The sequence below is a fragment of the Pseudomonas sp. JQ170C genome, from assembly GCF_035581345.1.
GTDB lineage: Bacteria > Pseudomonadota > Gammaproteobacteria > Pseudomonadales > Pseudomonadaceae > Aquipseudomonas.
In genome coordinates this window covers 1,293,208-1,310,674 of record NZ_CP141608.1, presented here as the reverse complement: position 1 = coordinate 1,310,674, position 17,467 = coordinate 1,293,208, and the positions used below count along the sequence as shown (strand labels likewise).

Annotated in this window: 15 protein-coding genes; 9 read left to right on the top strand and 6 right to left on the bottom strand. The window is 63.9% G+C overall.

Going from position 1 to position 17,467, the window contains the following annotated elements; translation table 11 throughout:
* Positions 1–49: 49 nt before the first annotated feature.
* The 4 genes from U9R80_RS05940 (at position 50) to U9R80_RS05925 (ending at position 5,148) form a co-directional block, all read left to right on the top strand.
* Entirely contained in the window at positions 50–2,641 is a 2,592-nt protein-coding gene (locus U9R80_RS05940) for a glycosyltransferase (protein ID WP_301837239.1), read from the top strand.
* A 148-nt stretch (positions 2,642–2,789) separates the two neighbouring features.
* Positions 2,790–3,941, top strand: coding sequence for a succinyl-diaminopimelate desuccinylase (gene dapE, locus U9R80_RS05935; RefSeq protein WP_301837240.1), 1,152 nt, complete (start codon positions 2,790–2,792; stop codon positions 3,939–3,941).
* A complete protein-coding gene (locus U9R80_RS05930; RefSeq protein WP_301837242.1) occupies positions 3,941–4,753 on the top strand; it encodes a putative RNA methyltransferase in 813 nt (270 codons plus the stop codon). Before dapE ends, U9R80_RS05930 begins: the two co-directional genes overlap by 1 nt.
* 17 nt (positions 4,754–4,770) lie before the next feature.
* Positions 4,771–5,148: a hypothetical protein gene (locus U9R80_RS05925; RefSeq protein ID WP_028942974.1), complete on the top strand. Its 378-nt coding sequence runs from the start codon at positions 4,771–4,773 to the stop codon at positions 5,146–5,148.
* A gap of 89 nt (positions 5,149–5,237) precedes the next feature.
* Here U9R80_RS05925 and U9R80_RS05920 read toward each other — a convergent pair whose 3' ends face one another.
* Positions 5,238–5,447, bottom strand: coding sequence for a cold-shock protein (locus U9R80_RS05920; protein ID WP_028942973.1), 210 nt, complete (start codon positions 5,445–5,447; stop codon positions 5,238–5,240).
* 222 nt (positions 5,448–5,669) lie between these two features.
* On the opposite strand from U9R80_RS05920, the gene plsB reads away from it, so the two are divergent.
* From plsB to U9R80_RS05905, 3 genes are all read left to right on the top strand, one after another.
* Complete coding sequence (gene plsB / locus U9R80_RS05915; RefSeq protein WP_301837245.1) at positions 5,670–8,156, top strand: glycerol-3-phosphate 1-O-acyltransferase PlsB; 2,487 nt, start codon at positions 5,670–5,672, stop codon at positions 8,154–8,156.
* A 106-nt stretch (positions 8,157–8,262) separates the two neighbouring features.
* The gene (locus tag U9R80_RS05910) at positions 8,263–8,661 is read left to right on the top strand and encodes a YbaY family lipoprotein (protein WP_301837246.1); all 399 of its coding nucleotides are present in this window, start codon (positions 8,263–8,265) and stop codon (positions 8,659–8,661) included.
* 32 nt (positions 8,662–8,693) lie between these two features.
* Positions 8,694–9,383, top strand: a complete 690-nt coding sequence (locus tag U9R80_RS05905; protein ID WP_301837247.1) for a DUF4197 domain-containing protein — start codon at positions 8,694–8,696, stop codon at positions 9,381–9,383.
* 56 nt (positions 9,384–9,439) lie between these two features.
* Here the strand turns inward: U9R80_RS05905 and U9R80_RS05900 are convergent, their stop codons facing one another.
* Both U9R80_RS05900 and U9R80_RS05895 read right to left on the bottom strand, forming a co-directional pair.
* Positions 9,440–12,505 (bottom strand): efflux RND transporter permease subunit, encoded by a 3,066-nt coding sequence (locus tag U9R80_RS05900; RefSeq protein WP_301837248.1) that lies wholly within the window; start codon positions 12,503–12,505, stop codon positions 9,440–9,442.
* A gap of 6 nt (positions 12,506–12,511) precedes the next feature.
* Positions 12,512–13,612, bottom strand: a complete 1,101-nt coding sequence (locus U9R80_RS05895) for an efflux RND transporter periplasmic adaptor subunit (protein WP_301837249.1) — start codon at positions 13,610–13,612, stop codon at positions 12,512–12,514.
* Between the two features lie 192 nt (positions 13,613–13,804).
* On the opposite strand from U9R80_RS05895, the gene U9R80_RS05890 reads away from it, so the two are divergent.
* Positions 13,805–14,440, top strand: a complete 636-nt coding sequence (locus U9R80_RS05890) for a TetR/AcrR family transcriptional regulator (protein WP_301837485.1) — start codon at positions 13,805–13,807, stop codon at positions 14,438–14,440.
* On the opposite strand, the gene U9R80_RS05885 is transcribed toward U9R80_RS05890, so the two are convergent.
* Positions 14,441–15,223, bottom strand: coding sequence for a class I SAM-dependent methyltransferase (locus tag U9R80_RS05885; RefSeq protein WP_301837250.1), 783 nt, complete (start codon positions 15,221–15,223; stop codon positions 14,441–14,443).
* Positions 15,224–15,318: 95 nt separating this feature from the next.
* Between U9R80_RS05885 and U9R80_RS05880 the strand changes: the two genes are divergently transcribed.
* Positions 15,319–15,939 (top strand): energy transducer TonB, encoded by a 621-nt coding sequence (locus U9R80_RS05880; protein WP_301837251.1) that lies wholly within the window; start codon positions 15,319–15,321, stop codon positions 15,937–15,939.
* A gap of 1 nt (position 15,940) precedes the next feature.
* Here the strand turns inward: U9R80_RS05880 and U9R80_RS05875 are convergent, their stop codons facing one another.
* Together U9R80_RS05875 and U9R80_RS05870 are read right to left on the bottom strand one after the other, a co-directional pair.
* Complete coding sequence (locus U9R80_RS05875; protein WP_301837252.1) at positions 15,941–16,630, bottom strand: extensin-like domain-containing protein; 690 nt, start codon at positions 16,628–16,630, stop codon at positions 15,941–15,943.
* A 6-nt stretch (positions 16,631–16,636) separates the two neighbouring features.
* Positions 16,637–17,467 (bottom strand): isocitrate lyase/PEP mutase family protein, encoded by an 831-nt coding sequence (locus U9R80_RS05870; protein WP_301837253.1) that lies wholly within the window; start codon positions 17,465–17,467, stop codon positions 16,637–16,639.

Below are 17,467 nucleotides of genomic sequence, written 5' to 3'. Positions count from 1 at the left end.
CGCGCCCTGTGGCGCTCGCCCGTTCCACCCTTCGGAACCCGAACTATCTATGTCATCGCGTAAATTTGGTATCAACCTGGTGATAGTCATGGCCATTGCCGCGCTATTCACCGGGTTCTGGGCACTGATCAACCGCCCGGTATCCGCCCCTGACTGGCCGGAGCAGATTTCCGGCTTCTCCTACTCGCCGTTTCGCCTCGGCGAAAGCCCGCAGAAGGGCCAGTACCCCAACGAGGACGAACTGCGCCAGGACCTGGAGCAGTTGAGCAAGCTCACCGACAGCATTCGTATCTACACCGTCGAAGGCACCCAGGCCGAGATACCTCGCCTGGCGGAGGAGTTCGGCCTGCGAGTGACGCTTGGGGTATGGATCAGCCCGGACCTTGAACGCAACGAGCGGGAAATCCAGAAAGCCATCGAACTGGCCAACAGCTCGCGCAGCGTCGTGCGCGTGATGGTCGGTAACGAGGCCCTGTTCCGCGAAGAAATCACCCCCGAGGCGCTGATCCAGTACCTGGACCGGGTCCGTGCCGCCGTGAAAGTACCGGTGACCACCAGCGAGCAGTGGCACATCTGGAAGGAACACCCGGAGTTGGCCAAGCACGTCGACCTGATTGCTGCCCACATCCTGCCGTACTGGGAATTCATCCCGATGAAGGACGCCGGTCAGTTCGTGCTCGACCGTGCCCGCGATCTCAAGCAACTCTTCCCACGCAAGTCGCTGCTGCTTTCCGAGGTCGGCTGGCCAAGCAATGGCCGCATGCGCGGTGGCGCCGACGCCACACAGGCCGACCAGGCGATCTACCTGCGCACCCTGGTCAATACCCTCAACCGCCAGGGCTACAACTACTTCGTCATCGAAGCCTACGATCAACCCTGGAAAGCCAGCGACGAAGGTTCGGTGGGCGCCTACTGGGGCGTGTTCAATGCCGCACGCCAGCAGAAATTCAATTTTGAAGGGCCGGTGGTGGCCATTCCACAGTGGCGCGTGCTGGCCGTAGGTTCGGTGGTGCTGGCGATGCTGTCGCTGACCCTGCTGCTGATCGACGGCTCGGCCCTGCGCCAGCGCGGCCGCACCTTCCTGACCTTTATCGCGTTCCTCTGTGGCTCGGTGCTGGTGTGGATCGGCTATGACTACAGCCAGCAATACAGCACCTGGTTCAGCCTGACCGTGGGCTTTCTGCTCGCCCTCGGCGCCCTCGGGGTGTTCATCGTGCTGTTGACCGAAGCCCATGAACTGGCCGAGGCGGTGTGGATTCACAAGCGTCGCCGGGAGTTCCTGCCGGTGCAGGCCGACAGTGCCTACCGACCGAAAGTCTCGGTGCATGTGCCGTGCTACAACGAGCCGCCGGAGATGGTCAAACAGACCCTCAATGCCCTGGCGGCCCTCGATTACCCGGACTACGAAGTCCTGATCATCGACAACAACACCAAGGACCCGGCCGTCTGGGAGCCGATCAAGGCCCACTGCGAGATGCTCGGCGAACGCTTCAAGTTCTTCCACGTCTCGCCGCTTGCCGGGTTCAAGGGCGGTGCGCTCAACTACCTGATCCCGCACACGGCCAAGGACGCCGAGGTGATCGCGGTGATCGACTCGGACTACTGCGTGGACCGCAACTGGCTCAAGCACATGGTGCCGCACTTTGCCGACCCGAAAATCGCCGTGGTGCAATCGCCCCAGGACTACCGCGACCAGAACGAAAGCACCTTCAAGAAGCTGTGCTACAGCGAGTACAAGGGCTTCTTCCATATCGGCATGGTGACCCGTAACGACCGCGACGCGATCATCCAGCACGGCACCATGACCATGACCCGCCGCTCGGTGCTCGAAGAACTGGGCTGGGCCGACTGGTGCATCTGTGAAGACGCCGAACTGGGCCTGCGGGTATTCGAGAAAGGCTACTCGGCGGCGTACTCCCATGAGAGCTACGGCAAGGGCCTGATGCCCGACACCTTCATCGACTTCAAGAAGCAGCGCTTTCGCTGGGCCTACGGTGCCATCCAGATCATCAAGCGCCACGCCGCCAGCCTGCTGCGCGGCAAGGACACGGAGCTCACCCGCGGCCAGCGCTATCACTTCCTGGCTGGCTGGTTGCCGTGGATCGCCGATGGCATGAACATCTTCTTCACCGTGGGCGCCCTGCTCTGGTCGGCGGCGATGATCATCGTGCCGCAGCGGGTCGACCCGCCACTGCTGATCTTCGCCATCCCGCCGCTGGCGCTGTTCGTGTTCAAAGTCGGCAAGATCGTGTTCCTGTACCGCCGCGCGGTCGGGGTCAACCTCAAGGACGCCTTCGCGGCGGCCCTGGCAGGCCTGGCGCTGTCGCACACCATCGCCAAGGCGGTGCTGTACGGGTTCTTTACCAGCAGCATTCCGTTCATTCGCACCCCCAAGCATGCCGACAGCCACGGGCTGCTGGTGGCTATTTCCGAGGCCCGCGAAGAGCTGTTCATCATGGTCTTGTTGTGGGGTGCGGCGGCGGGGATCTACCTGGTCCAGGGCCTGCCGAGCAATGACATGCGCTTCTGGGTGACCATGCTGCTGGTGCAATCGCTGCCCTACCTGGCGGCCTTGATCATGGCGATGCTGTCGTCGCTGCCAAAACCCGTGGATGCCGCCCAACCCGCCCAGGCCTCCTGACCTCTGTAGGAGCGGGCTTGCCCCGCGATCAACGCCCACAGCCACAATCTGTGCTGACGCTGATCGCGGGGCAAGCCCGCTCCTACAGTTTTGCTATAAGATAACGCCCCTCGAATTCGTGCCCTGCCTTGCCCCCGGAGTTCCTTCAATGACGGCCCCAGCCGACCTCTCGCCTACCCTTGAACTGGCCTGCGACCTGATCCGTCGCCCCTCGGTAACCCCAGTGGACGCCGACTGCCAGAAACAAATGATGCAGCGCCTGGGCGATGCCGGCTTCATGCTCGAGCCGATGCGCATCGAAGACGTCGACAACTTCTGGGCCACCCACGGTACCCAGGACGGCCCGGTGCTGTGCTTTGCCGGTCACACCGACGTGGTGCCTACAGGCCCGGTGCAAGCCTGGCAGAACGATCCGTTCGATGCCCTGATCGATGCCGAAGGCATGCTCTGTGGCCGCGGCGCCGCCGACATGAAAGGCAGCCTGGCCGCCATGGTGGTAGCCACCGAGCGCTTTGTCGCCGACTACCCCAACCACCGCGGCAAGGTGGCATTCCTGATCACCAGCGACGAAGAAGGCCCGGCCCACCACGGCACCAAGGCCGTCATCGAGCGCCTGGCCGCGCGCAAGGAGCGTCTGGACTGGTGCATCGTCGGTGAGCCGTCGAGCACCAGCCTGGTGGGTGACGTGGTCAAGAACGGCCGTCGCGGCTCCCTGGGCGCGAAGCTGACCGTACGCGGTGTGCAGGGGCATGTGGCCTACCCGCACCTGGCCAAGAATCCGATCCACCTGGCCGCCCCGGCCCTGGCGGAACTGGCAGCCGAGCACTGGGACGAAGGCAATGCTTTCTTCCCGCCAACCAGCTTCCAGATCTCCAACCTCAATTCCGGTACTGGCGCCACCAACGTGGTGCCAGGCGAGCTGACCGCACTGTTCAACTTCCGCTTCTCCACCGAGTCGACGGTCGAAGGCCTGCAGCAGCGTGTCGCGGCGATCCTCGACAAGCACCAGCTGGACTGGCATGTGGACTGGGCGCTGTCGGGCCTGCCGTTCCTGACCGAGCCGGGTGACCTGCTCGATGCCGTCTCGGCCAGCATCAAGGCCGTGACCGGCCGCGAAACCAAAGCCTCGACCAGCGGCGGCACCTCCGACGGGCGCTTCATTGCCACCCTCGGCACCCAGGTGGTCGAGCTGGGCCCGGTCAACGCGACCATCCACCAGGTCAACGAGCGGATCCTGGCCAGCGACCTGGATGTACTGACCGAAATCTACTACCAGACCCTGACCCGGTTGCTTGCCTGATGCTCACCTGCCCTCTCTGCAGCGCCCCGCTGAGCACCCTCGATAACGGTGTGGCCTGCCCGGCCGGCCACCGTTTCGACCGTGCCCGCCAGGGCTACCTGAACCTGTTGCCGGTGCAGCACAAGAACAGCCGCGACCCGGGCGACAACCAGGCCATGGTCGAAGCCCGCCGCGACTTCCTCAACGCCGGGCACTACGCCCCGGTGGCCCGCCGGCTGGCGGAGCTTGCGGCAGAGCGCGCACCTGAGCGCTGGCTGGATATCGGCTGTGGCGAGGGTTACTACACCGCGCAGATCGCCCAGGCACTGCCCGAGGCCGACGGTTACGCGCTGGACATCTCTCGCGAAGCGGTCAAGCGTGCCTGCCGGCGCAACCCGGCACTGACCTGGCTGGTCGCCAGCATGGCGCGGGTGCCCCTGGCCGATGCCAGCTGCCAGTTCCTGGCCAGCGTCTTCAGCCCCCTGGACTGGCAGGAGGCCCTGCGCCTGCTCGCCCCTGGCGGCGGCCTGATGCGTGTCGGCCCGACCAACGAGCACCTGATCGAATTGCGCCACAAGCTCTACGATGAAGTGCGCGACTACGCCGACGACAAGCACCTGGCGCTGGTCCCGGCGGGCATGCAGCACGCCCACAGCGAAACCCTGAAATTCCGCCTGAGCCTTGTCGATGGCAAGTCCCGCGCCGACCTGCTGGCCATGACCCCTCATGGCTGGCGCGCCAGCGCGGAAAAACGAGCCGGCGTCATCGAGCAGGCCGAGCCTTTCGAGGTCACGGTATCGATGCGTTACGATTACTTTGTGCGACAAGACTGAGCACACCCGGAGCCCCCATGCGCCAACCCGATATCGAGATTTACCTCAAAGACGCCGACGTCGACCACAAGCAGATCGCTGACTGGCTGACCCAGGCATTGGGCCCTTGCAGCGAATGGCAGCAAAAAGGTCAGACCTGGAAATGCACGGCCGGTAACATTCCAGTTACCTGGTTACCGAAGGCTGTAGGCAAATGGAACAGTCTCTACCTGGAAAGTGACCAGACCCCGTGGGACGATGACATCGCCTGCGCCCGCGCCGCCTTTGCCGCACTGAACGTCGAAGTGCGCTGTGCGCCGGGTACCTGGGTCGAGGAAGAAGGTGAGGACGATGCCGATCGCTGGATCCGCATCAGCGCCGACGGTGAAGAGGAAATCACCTGGCGTACCAGCTGAGCCGGTTTTTTACGAAAAGGCCCGCCCCGGTCGTCCGGCGGCGGGCCTTTTCGCTGGTGGACCCAGGCTCAAGGCTTGTGGCCCGGCGCTTACAGCCCGATTACATCTTCCGCCTGCAGGCCTTTCTGGCCCTGAGTCAGACTGTATTCGACCTGCTGCCCCTCGATGAGGGTGCGATGCCCCTCACCACGAATGGCACGGTAGTGAACGAACACGTCCGCGCCACCTTCACGCTGAATGAAGCCATAACCCTTGGCGTCATTGAACCACTTCACACTTCCAGTTTCACGAGACGACATCTGAACTACTCCGAATTTTTATTTTGGAATCGCCTTGCTTGCGGAGGGGTCACCACCCTCCACCGACGCAGCTTGCAGAAAACTCCTGCAAGCGGCGGACCGAGTATATGACACACTTAAATTAAATTTCATGACCGGAGTGCTTTTTGCTGAACTTGCGCGGATACGGCACACTAACCGACTGAGCAACCACTCGAAAATCTCATCCAGAGCACACACCGTATGACCCGTTCCCCCCTGCGCCGCCTGATCTTTGGCGCCCTGCGTCGCCTGTTGTACCTGTGGGTTCGCTCCGAGACCATCAACCAGTCAGCCTTCACCCTGAACCTGGACCGCAGCCGTCCGGTGTTCTACGCCCTGCAATCGCCCTCCCTGACCGACCTGGCCGTGCTCGACCGCGAGTGCACCAAAGCGGGGCTGCCGCGTCCGGTATTGCCGGTGTCGGTGGGCACCCTGCAAGAGCCTGCCGCGTTCTTCTACCTCACGCCCGAGCCAGACTGGCTTGGCCGTCAGGACAAACGCGGCGCACCGCCGACCCTGGCCCGGCTGGTCAATGCCATCAGCCAGCATGCCGAAGAAGATGCGCAGATCATTCCGGTCAGCGTGTTCTGGGGCCAGTCACCGGCCAGTGAGTCCAGCCCCTGGAAACTGCTGTTCGCCGACAGCTGGGCCGTCACCGGCCGCTTGCGCCGGCTGCTGACCGTGCTGATTCTGGGCCGCAAGACCCGCGTGCAGTTTTCCGAGCCGATTCACCTGCGTGAACTGGTGCAGCACAACAAGGGCCACGAGCGCACCGTGCGCATGGCCCAGCGCATGCTGCGGGTACACTTTCGCAACCTCAAGACCGCGGTCATCGGCCCGGACATCTCGCACCGGCGCAACCTGGTCAAAGGCCTGGTCCACGATCCGCTGGTTCGCCAGGCCATCGCCGACGAGGCCGAACGCCAGAATATCCCCCTGGCCAAGGCCGAGGCCCAGGCCCTGCGCTATGGCAACGAGATCGCCTCGGACTACACCTATACGGCCATCCGCTTCCTGGAAGTGGTGCTCAGTTGGTTCTGGAACAAGATCTACGACGGCATCAAGGTCAATCACATCGAGCAGGTACAGGGCATCGCCCCGGGCCACGAGGTGATCTACGTACCCTGCCACCGCAGCCACATCGACTACTTGCTGCTGTCGTACCTGCTGTTTCGCAACGGCCTGACGCCGCCGCACATCGCCGCCGGCATTAACCTGAACATGCCGGTGATCGGCGGCCTGCTGCGCCGCGGCGGGGCGTTCTTCATGCGCCGTACCTTCAAGGGCAACCCGCTGTACACGGCGGTGTTCAACGAATACCTGCACACCCTGTTCACCAAGGGTTTCCCGGTGGAGTACTTCGTCGAAGGCGGCCGTTCGCGGACCGGGCGCATGCTCCAGCCCAAGACCGGCATGCTGGCCATTACCCTGCGCAGCTACCTGCGCTCCTCGCGCACGCCCATCGTCTTCGTACCGGTGTACATCGGCTACGAGCGCGTGCTTGAAGGCCGCACTTACCTGGGTGAACTGCGTGGCGCGAGCAAAAAGAAGGAGTCGATCTTCGACATCTTCAAGGTCCTGGGTGCCCTCAAGCAGCGCTTCGGCCAGGTGGCGGTCAACTTCGGCGAGCCGATTCGCCTCGGCGCCTTCCTCGACCAGCAACAACCGGGCTGGCGCGAGCAAGCCCATGCACCGCAGTTCCGCCCCGCCTGGCTGAACGAAACCACCTCGCGCCTGGGTGAAAAGGTCGCCCGCCACCTCAACGAGGCCGCGGCCATCAACCCGGTCAATCTCGCCGCACTGGCCCTGCTCTCGACCAGCCGGCTGGCCCTGGACGAGCGCGCCCTGGCGCGTGTGCTTGACCTCTACCTGGCCTTGCTGCGCCAGGTGCCCTACTCACCGCACACCACCCTGCCCGAAGGTGACGGCCTGGCCTTGATCAGCCACGTCAAGGGCATGGGCCTGCTGGCCGAACAGAGTGATGCGCTGGGCAAGATCCTGTACCTGGACGAACAGAACGCGGTGTTGATGACCTACTACCGCAACAACGTCCTGCACATCTTCGCCCTGCCAGCGTTGCTGGCGAGTTTCTTCCAGAGCAGCTCGCGCATGAGCCGCGAGCTGATCCTGCAGTACACCCGGGCGTTGTACCCGTACCTGCAATCGGAGCTGTTCATTCGTTGGGAGCTGGACGAGCTCGACGGCCTGATCGACCAGTGGCTGCAAGCCTTTGTCGACCACGGCCTGCTGCGCTTCGAGAACGGCGTGTACCTGCGCCCGGCGCCCAGCTCACGCCTGTTCGTGCTGCTGACCTTGCTGGCCCGGGCCATCACCCAGACGCTACAGCGCTTCTACATGGCCACCGCACTGTTGCTCAACAGCGGCCAACACACCCTCAGCGCCGAAGAGCTGGAAGACCTGTGCGTGGTCATGGCCCAGCGCCTGTCGATCCTGCACGGCCTCAACGCCCCGGAGTTCTTCGACAAGACCCTGTTCCGCCATTTCATCCAGACCCAGATCGAACAGGGCGTACTGCGCCCGGACACCAACGGCAAACTGGGCTACCACGAAAAACTCAGCGAACTGGCCGAAGGTGCTGCCAAGCGCGTACTGTCGGCCGAGGTTCGGCTGTCGATTCGCCAGGTTGCCCTGCACCGCAGCGAAGAGCACCCCGACGTACCGGCCTAGCACCGGTATGGTACCGGCATAGACCCTACCGGCCTGTGCCCTGGAGCAACACGACTTAACCCGGGTTGGTCGCCGCCTTGGCGGCTCCACCCACAAGGAGCTACTGATGAAAAAACTGTCCCTGATCCTGCTTGGCAGCCTGCTCGCCGCCTGCAGCAGCACCCCGCCCGCCTCCAAGGCCAGCCTCGACGGCGAGGTGTTCTACTTGCAGCGCATTGCCCTGCCACCGGCCGCCACCCTTAGCGTCAGCCTGCAGGACGTTTCACTGATGGACGCCCCGGCCGTAACGCTTGCCAGCCAGAGCGGCCCGGTCAAAGGCCAGGTTCCGCTGCCCTTTCATTTGAGCTACGACCCGGCCCAGGTCAAGCCTGGTCACCGCTACGCGGTCAGCGCGCGGATCGAGCTCGACGGCAAATTGCTGTTCATCAACACCGAACACCATGGCGTGCAGCTCGATGGCACCGACCCGCAACCGGTACGCATCAAGGTTGATGCCGTTCGTTGATTGATTGCCCGCTTTTGCATAAGGATGCTGCCATGTTACGCCCTGCCCTCACCTTTACCGGCCTGTGCGCCGGCCTGCTGTTTTCGGCCAGTGCCCTGGCACTGTCGCTGGGTGACCTCACGCAGAAAGACGCCTCCGCCGGCCTCAAGGATGCCCTGACCCAGGGCGCGCAAGTCGCCGTCAAGCAACTGGGCACGCCCGGTGGTTTCAGCGCCAACCCCGACGTGCGTATCGAGCTGCCTGGCAAACTGGGCAAGGCTGCCAAGACCATGAAGAAGTTCGGCATGGGGGCCGAGGTCGAGCAGCTGGAGGCCAGCATGAACAAGGCGGCCGAAGCGGCCGTTCCCCAGGCCCAGGCGCTGCTGGTCGATGCCGTGAAGAAAATGACCGTCGACGATGCCAAGGGCATCCTCGCAGGCGGCAACGACTCGGCCACCCAGTACCTGAGCAAGACCAGCCGCGAACAGATCCGCGCCAAGTTCCTGCCGATCGTCAAGCAGGCCACCGACCAGGTGGGCCTGGTCCAGCAGTACAACAGCTTTGCCGGGCAGGCAGCGGCCCTGGGCGTGGTGGATGCCAAGAGCGCCAATGTGGAAGGCTATGTGACCGAGCAGGCGCTCAACGGCCTGTTCGAGATGATTGCCAAGCAGGAAGAAAGCATTCGCCAGAACCCTGCAGCGGCGGCTACCAGCGTTGCCAAGAAGGTTTTCGGGGCCTTGTAATCGCATCGCGGGGCAAGCCCGCTCCTACGACAGGAGCGGGCTTGCCCCGCGATCACTCACCCCTTCTTGACCCTGAACCACGCGGCGTACAACGCCGGCAAGAACAACAGCGTCAACGCCGTGGCCACGATCAACCCACCCATGATCGCCACCGCCATCGGCCCGAAGAACACGCTGCGTGACAGCGGGATCATCGCCAGCACCGCCGCCAGCGCGGTCAGCACAATCGGCCGGAAGCGTCGCACGGTCGCCTCGATAATCGCCTGCCAACGATCCAGCCCCGCCGCAATGTCCTGTTCGATCTGATCGACCAGGATCACCGAGTTGCGCATGATCATCCCCGACAGCGCGATCGTCCCGAGCATCGCCACGAAACCGAACGGCTGGCGGAACACCAGCAGGAACAGGGTCACCCCGATCAACCCCAGCGGCGCGGTGAGGAACACCATCACCGTGCGCGAAAAGCTGCGCAGTTGCAGCATCAGCAAGGTCAACACGACCACGATGAACAGCGGCACGCCAGCGTTCACCGACTTCTGTCCGCGGGTGGAGTCCTCCACCGTGCCACCGACTTCCAGTAAATAGCCATCGGGTAGCTCGGCACGCACCGGATCAAGGGTCGGCAGGATCTGCTTGACCAGGGTCACTGGCTGTTCCTTGCCATAGATATCGGCACGCACCGTGACGCTAGGCAGGCGGTTGCGGTGCCAGATGATGCCTTCCTCGAAACCGTACTCAAGCGTTGCCACCTGCGACAGGGCCACACTCTGGCCGTTGTCGGTCGGTACTGCCAGGCTTGGCAAGTTGGCAAGTTCGGTACGCTCCTGCTGGGTACCGCGCAGGAGGATCTCGATCAGTTCGTTGTCTTCACGGAACTGACTGACCGACGACCCTGTGAGCGAGCTCTGCAGGAACTTGGCAAGGTTGGCGGTACTCACGCCCAAGGCACGGGCACGATCCTGGTCGATGTTCAGGTACACCACCTTGCTCGGTTCTTCCCAGTCCAGGTGGACGTTGACCACATGGGGGTTCTCGCGCACCTTGGCGGCGACCTTGCGCGCCAGGGCACGCACCTGCTCGATATGCTCGCCAGTCACCCGGAACTGCACCGGATAGCCCACGGGCGGGCCGTTCTCCAGGCGGGTGACGCGCGAGCGCAGGTCCGGGAACTGCTCGTCGAGGGTGGCAATCAGCCAGCTGCGCAGGGTTTCACGCTCTTCGATGGTCTTGGCCAGTACCACGAACTGGGCAAAGCTTGCCGCCGGCAACTGCTGGTCCAGCGGAAGGTAGAAGCGCGGCGAGCCGGTGCCGACATAGGCCACATAGTTGTCGATACCCGCGCGGTCCTTGAGCATGGCCTCCAGGCGCTTGACCTGATCGGCGGTATTGCTCAGCGAGGCACCTTCGGCCAGTTTCAGGTCGACCATCAGTTCCAGTCGCCCGGAGGCCGGGAAGAACTGCTGGGGCACGAAGCGAAACAGCAGAATGCTGCCGATGAACAGCGCGATGGTTGCGACGATGACGGTTTTGCGCCGCTCGACGCACCAGCCCACCACACGCCGCACACGCTGGTAGAACGGTGTGCCGTAGGGGTCCGGCCCGCCTTCGGCGGTGCCATGCTTGGCGGCATGCAGCTTGGCCAGGTCCGGCAACAGGCGCTCGCCCAGGTACGGCACAAACACCACGGCGGCAATCCAGGAGGCTACCAAGGCAATGGTGACCACCTGAAAGATCGAACGGGTGTACTCGCCGGTGCTCGACTGCGCCGTGGCAATCGGCAAAAAGCCTGCCGCCGTAATCAGGGTGCCGGTGAGCATCGGGAAGGCCGTGCTGGTCCAGGCGTAGCTGGCGGCCTTGATGCGGTCGAAGCCCTGCTCCATCTTGATCGCCATCATCTCGACGGCAATGATCGCATCGTCCACCAACAGCCCCAGGGCCAGCACCAGCGCCCCCAGAGAGATCTTGTGCAGGCCAATTCCCAGGTAGTACATGGTGGCGAAAGTCATGGCCAACACCAGCGGAATGGCCAGGGCCACCACCAGTCCGGTGCGCACACCGAGCGAAAAGAAGCTCACCAGCAACACGATCGCCAGGGCCTCGACCAGCACCTGGACGAACTCGCCCACCCCGGTTTTCACCGCCGCCGGCTGATCCGACACCTTGCGCAGCTCCATGCCAGCCGGCAAGTTGTGCGAGATGCGCTCGAACTCGGCTTCCAGGGCCTTGCCCAGCACCAGGATGTCGCCACCGGCTTTCATCGACACCGCAAGGCCGAGGGCGTCCTGCCCCATGAAGCGCATGCGTGGCGCGGGAGGGTCGTTGAAACCGCGACGCACCTGGGCCACATCACCGATACGGAAGGTGCGATCGCCAACACGGATGGGGAACTGCTCGATCTGCTCGACCGTGTCGAAGCGACCGCTCACCCGTAGCTGCAGGCGCTCGCTGGGGGTCTCGAAGAAGCCCGCGGTACTGACCGCGTTCTGTTCTTCCAGGGCCTGCTGCACAGCCGCCAGGGACAAGCCGAGGGTAGCCAGCTTGACGTTGGACAGCTCGATCCAGATCTTTTCATCCTGCAGCCCCAACAGCTCGACCTTGCCCACATCCTTGACCCGCTGCAGCTGGATCTGCACGCGGTCGGCATAGTCCTTGAGCACGGCGTAATCAAAACCTTCGCCGGTCAGCGCGTAGATGTTGCCGAAGGTGGTGCCGAATTCATCGTTGAAAAACGGCCCCTGGACGCCCGGCGGCAAGGTATGCCGGATATCGGCGACCTTCTTGCGGATCTGATACCACAGCTCGGGAATATCGGCCGAATGCATCGAGTCACGGGCCATGAAGGTGACTTGAGACTCACCCGGGCGCGAAAACGACAGGATCTTCTCGTACTCGCCGGTCTCCATCAGCTTCTTTTCGATGCGCTCGGTGACCTGGCGCGAAACTTCCTCGGCACTGGCGCCGGGCCAGATGGTGCGAATCACCATGGCCTTGAAGGTGAATGGCGGGTCTTCGCTCTGCCCAAGCTTGGTGTAGGACAGCGCGCCGACCAGCGCCAGGAGAATCATCAGGAACAGCACGATCTGCCGATTGCGCAGGGCCCAGGCGGAAAGGTTGAAACCCATCGGGACTTACTCCTTGGCCGCCAGATTCACCACACGATTGGAACGATCCACCGGACGTACCTGTTGCCCCTCCTGGAGCACATGCACGCCGGCCGCCACTACCCAGTCCGAAGCATTGAGGCCTTCGAGTACCGGCACTGTGTGTTCGCCATAAGCCCCAACCCGCACCGGTATACGCTTGAGGGTATTGTTGGCGTCCACACGCCAGACATAGGTCTGACCGTTCTCGGCCGTCAGCGCCGACAGTGGCACGGCCAGCGGCGCCCGCTCGGCATGCTGGATATACACCCGGGCACTCTGGCCCAGCTCTGCCGGCACCTTGCCGGCGGTGAAGGCAATGCGCGCGGCGAAGGTCCGCGAGCGCGGATCGGCCGAAGGCGACAGCTCACGAATACGCCCGGTAAAACGTTCATCGGGTTGCGACCAGAGCTCGACCGACACCGGCTGACCGACCTTGAAGCGGCCGAAGTGCTGCTCCGGCAGACCGATCAGCACTTCGCGCTCGCCATCGGCGGCCAGGGTGAACACGGTCTGGCCGGCGGACACCACCTGCCCGACCTCGACCTGACGCTTGGCGATCACACCGTCCTGGGAGGCGCGCAACACAGCGTATTCGGCCTGGTTGCCGGCCACGTCGTATTCGGCACGCACCTGCTTGAGCCGGGCCAGGCCGGCGCGATAGAGGTTTTCGGCATTGTCATACTGGGAATGGCTGACCATCTGACGGTCCAGCAGGGTCTTGTAGCGGTCGCGCTCGGCCTTGACCAGGGTCAGGTTGGCTTCAGCGGCGGCCAGTTGGGCGCGGCTGGCCTCCAGTTGCAGGCGCACATCCTGGGGGTCGAGCTGTGCCAGCGGCTGCTCGGCCTTGACCCGCTGCCCCTCTTCGACCAGGCGCTTGCTGACCTTGCCGCCAATACGGAACGCCAGCTCCGGCTCGAAGCGCGCGCGCACCTCGCCCGGGTAGCTGTCGGCAGCGGCGCTGGCCGGTTGCGGCTGCACCACCATGGCAGGACGCAGGGAGGTCTGCGGCGCACTTTCCTGCCCGCAGGCAGAAAGCAGCACGGCAAGGCCGATGGGCAGAGCGAGGGGCAAGGCATGGCGTAACATGAGGAATGACCTTTCGCGAGTGACGCTTTGAATATTTATACTGGCGGGTATATTAAATCAGGGAACCACAGCCGGGAAGCCGCGGCCCAAGAGAAAAAACGCATTAACGCGAATCCTTTATGACGATATCTGCCAGCCCCGGACGGGTCGGCGATGTACCATGTGCACCAACTGGAACCTGTACACGTACTCATGCCCAACGATCTCACCGCTCCCGTCGGCCCCGGCCGGCCCAAAGACCTGGCCAAGCGCCAGGCCATACTCGAGGCGGCCAAGCAGCTGTTTCTAACGCTTGGCTATGCCAGCACCAGCATGGATGCGGTCGCGACAGCGGCAGGTGTTTCAAAACTCACGGTCTACAGCCACTTCACCGACAAGGAAACGCTGTTTACCGCTGCCATCTCGGCAACCTGCACCGCGCAATTGCCGGAGTTGATCTTCGAGCTGCCTGACGGTGCGCCGCTGGAGCAGGTATTGCTCAACATTGGCTGCGGCTTCCAGGCGCTGATCAGCAGCGAGCAGTCCGTGCAACTGACGCGCCTGATCATGACCCTGGGTACCCAGGACCCCAAGCTCAGCCAGATCTTCTTTGAAGCCGGCCCATTGCGGGTGTTGCGGGAGATGGAGGCGTTGCTGCGACGCGTCGACCAGCGCGGGTTGCTGCGCATCGAGCATCCGGACAAAGCGGCTGAACACTTCTTCTGCCTGCTCAAGGGCGCGCCGAATTATCGCCTGCTGCTCGGCTACGCCCCTGCCCTGGACGCGGAGGCCGCCCAGGCCCATGTCGAGGAAGTGGTGGGAATGTTCCTGAGTGCCTATCGGCCCTGATCAGGCCTTGAGGGCTTTTTTCGGGTAGATGTCGTAGCGACTGGACTTGCCTTCCAGGCTATGGCTCGGCTTGGGCCCGTCGATGATCGGTGCCTTGCGCGGGCGCTTGACCACTACCCGGTGGCTGGCCAGGGCCAGCGCCGCTTCAAGCAGCGCCGGCGCATCCAGGTCGTCACCGACCAGGGGGCGGAATACGCGCATTTCCTTTTTCACCAGGGCGCTCTTGTCGCGGTGGGGAAACATCGGGTCGAGGTAGATCACCTGCGGCGGCTCGCCCTGCCAATTGCGCAGGTGCTCGATGGCATTGCCGGTAAGCAGCTGCATCCGCGCGACAATGGGGCCGACCTCGGCATCGCTGGCCGCCCGCGCCAGGCCATCCTGCAGCAGCGCGGCAACCAGCGGCTGGCGCTCGATCAGGGTCATCCGGCAACCCAGGCTGGCCAGCACGAACGCATCCTTGCCCAACCCCGCCGTGCAATCGAGCACTTGCGGGCGCACGCCCTGGGCAATGCCCACCGCCTTGGCGATCATCTGCCCGCTACCGCCGCCGAACATCCGCCGGTGCGCCGCCGCGCCTTCGACGAAGTCGACCCGCACCGGCCCCGGCGCCTGCGGGCCCAGTTGCTGGATCTGCAGGCCGTTGGCACCGACCTGCACGGCAAAGCCTGCCTTATCGTCCGCCAGCGGCAGGTCCAGGCGCTGCGCCCACTCATTGGCCTGGGCCTGATAGTCAGCTGTCAGTGCCTCGACCCGGATGCCGCCGTCCGCCAGTTGCTCCACCATCAAATCCTGTACTCAAAAAAATTAAATGATCGTCGGCCACGGCCGATATACGAAGTATTCGCTATTTTGCCAGACCTTCAGCGCCTGCGACTGCCATGACCGACATTCTTCAGCTCAGCTCAGGTTATTTATCGCCCGTCGGCAACTACGGGCGGCATAACACCCAGGCATTGGGTGGCGTCAGCCACCTGTGGCAGGACTTCTTTGCCCGCGCCCTGGCCGAGCAACAAGGTGAAGACGGCGACAGTGACAGCCCCGTCATCGAGCAGTACGACAAGCACACCGGCGAGCCGCTGGGCGGCAGCCAGGTACTGGCGCACATCCACAACCAGCGCCTGTGCAATGTGCTGGACACCGAGATCGCCCCGCCCGAACCCCTGTTCCTGCCGATTGCCGAATTTGAACCGGAACTGCTGGAGAAGCTCGCCCCGCCTTATAGCGATGCCGAGCTGATCGAACAGCAACGCCAGCTGGACATCAGCAACACCTGGGTGCGCCCGGTGGTCATGAGCCAGGGGCATCCGATTCCAGAGCCCGGCCCTGGCCCCACACCGAAGCCGCTGTACCTGCCGATCGCCGAGTTCGAGCTGGACCTGCTGGACAAGGCCGCCGAGCCCTTTGACGAGCCCACGTTGGCGGCCCAGCAATCAGCCCTGGATTTCGACAGCCGCTGGGCGCGGCCTGTAGTGCTGAACAACGTACGGATCGCCGCCTGAGTCAGCGGCACACCTGCCAGAAGCCCATGTCCAGATGAAAGTGGTTATGGTGGGCGGCGTTGTAGTCCGGCCCCAAGACCGTATTGAAGCTGTCGCAAGCCCCCGCATGCACCTCACGCAAGAACTGCGCCTTGGCGCCCTCGCCGCGCCAGTCCTTCAGCAGATTTATCCGCTGCCCATCGGCCAGGCGAAACCCGGCGATATCCAGAGCGTTGGCTGTGGCGTGCTGGCTGAGCCGACCGTCCTTGCGGTTGTAGACGTTGCGACAGGCAAAACTGCCCAGGTGATCGACCTGCACCACCGGCTGGGCAAAAGCGCGCTGGGCCGCCGGCTGCAAGGCATGACGCTCGAACAATGCATAGGCCACCGCCAGCGGGCAACTGGCCAGAAAACTGCTGCTCAGGCGCGCCGCGCCGCCTTCGACGCGTAACACATTTTCCAGCGGACAGGGCGCCTGGGCAGCGCTGTCAGCCTGCGGGCGATAGCGTAGACCGGAGGTGGCCAGCGCTTGGGCGCAGCGCTGCGGATCATCCTGCAAACGACCGAGCTTGTACGCCGTCAGCAGATTGGGCGGTTGGCGCACATCGAGCACGGCCCAGGGGTTCCAGGCGTCCAGCACACGCACGCCCTGGTACCAGGCGACAACGCCTGCCGCCACCAGCAACAGGCACAGCAGCAGGCCCTTGCCCATGGCAGATCAGCGCCTGAACAGCTGGTTCAACTGGGCGAACGGCAGCGCCTGTTCACCAAAGGTGAAGCTGCCCTGGTCCTGGATCTCCTGCGCTGCCCGGTAGAACGCCCCGTAGGCCGCGCGGGCCATGGAAGAACCGACACTGATGCGCCGCACGCCCAGGTCCTGCAACTGATTGACGCTCAACTGCACGCCGGCGAGCCCCATCAGCACGTTCACCGGCCTGGGCGCCACCGCCTGGACCACGGCCCGAATTTCTTCGGCAGTGCGCAGGCCCGGGGCATAGAGCACGTCAGCCCCCGCTTCGGCGAACGCCTGCAAACGGCCGATGGTGTCGTCCAGGTCCAGGCGCCCGTGCAGCAGGTTCTCGGCACGGGCGCAGAGCGTGAAAGGAAAGTCCAGGCTACGGGCCGCGGCCACGGCCGCTTCAACCCGCTCCACGGCATGGTGGAAGCTGTAGATGGGTTCATCCGGGTTGCCGCTGGCATCTTCAATAGAGCCGCCCACCAGGCCCGCCTGCGCGGCCTGGAGGATCGCTTCGGCGCAGCCTTTGGGGTCATCGCTGAAACCGTTCTCAAGGTCCGCGGCCACCGGCAAGGCGGTCGCATCGACGATGGCGCGGGCATTGTCCAGGGTTTCATCCAGGCTCAGCGCCCCTTCGGCGTCCGGGCGCCCCAATGAGAACGCCAGGCCTGCGCTGGTGGTCGCCAACGCCTCGAACCCCAGGCTCGCCAGCAGCTTGGCGGAGCCGGCATCCCAGGGATTGGGGATGACGAAAGCGGTGTCACGTTCATGCAGGGCTTTGAAGGCTTCGGCACGCAGGGTTTGTACATCCAT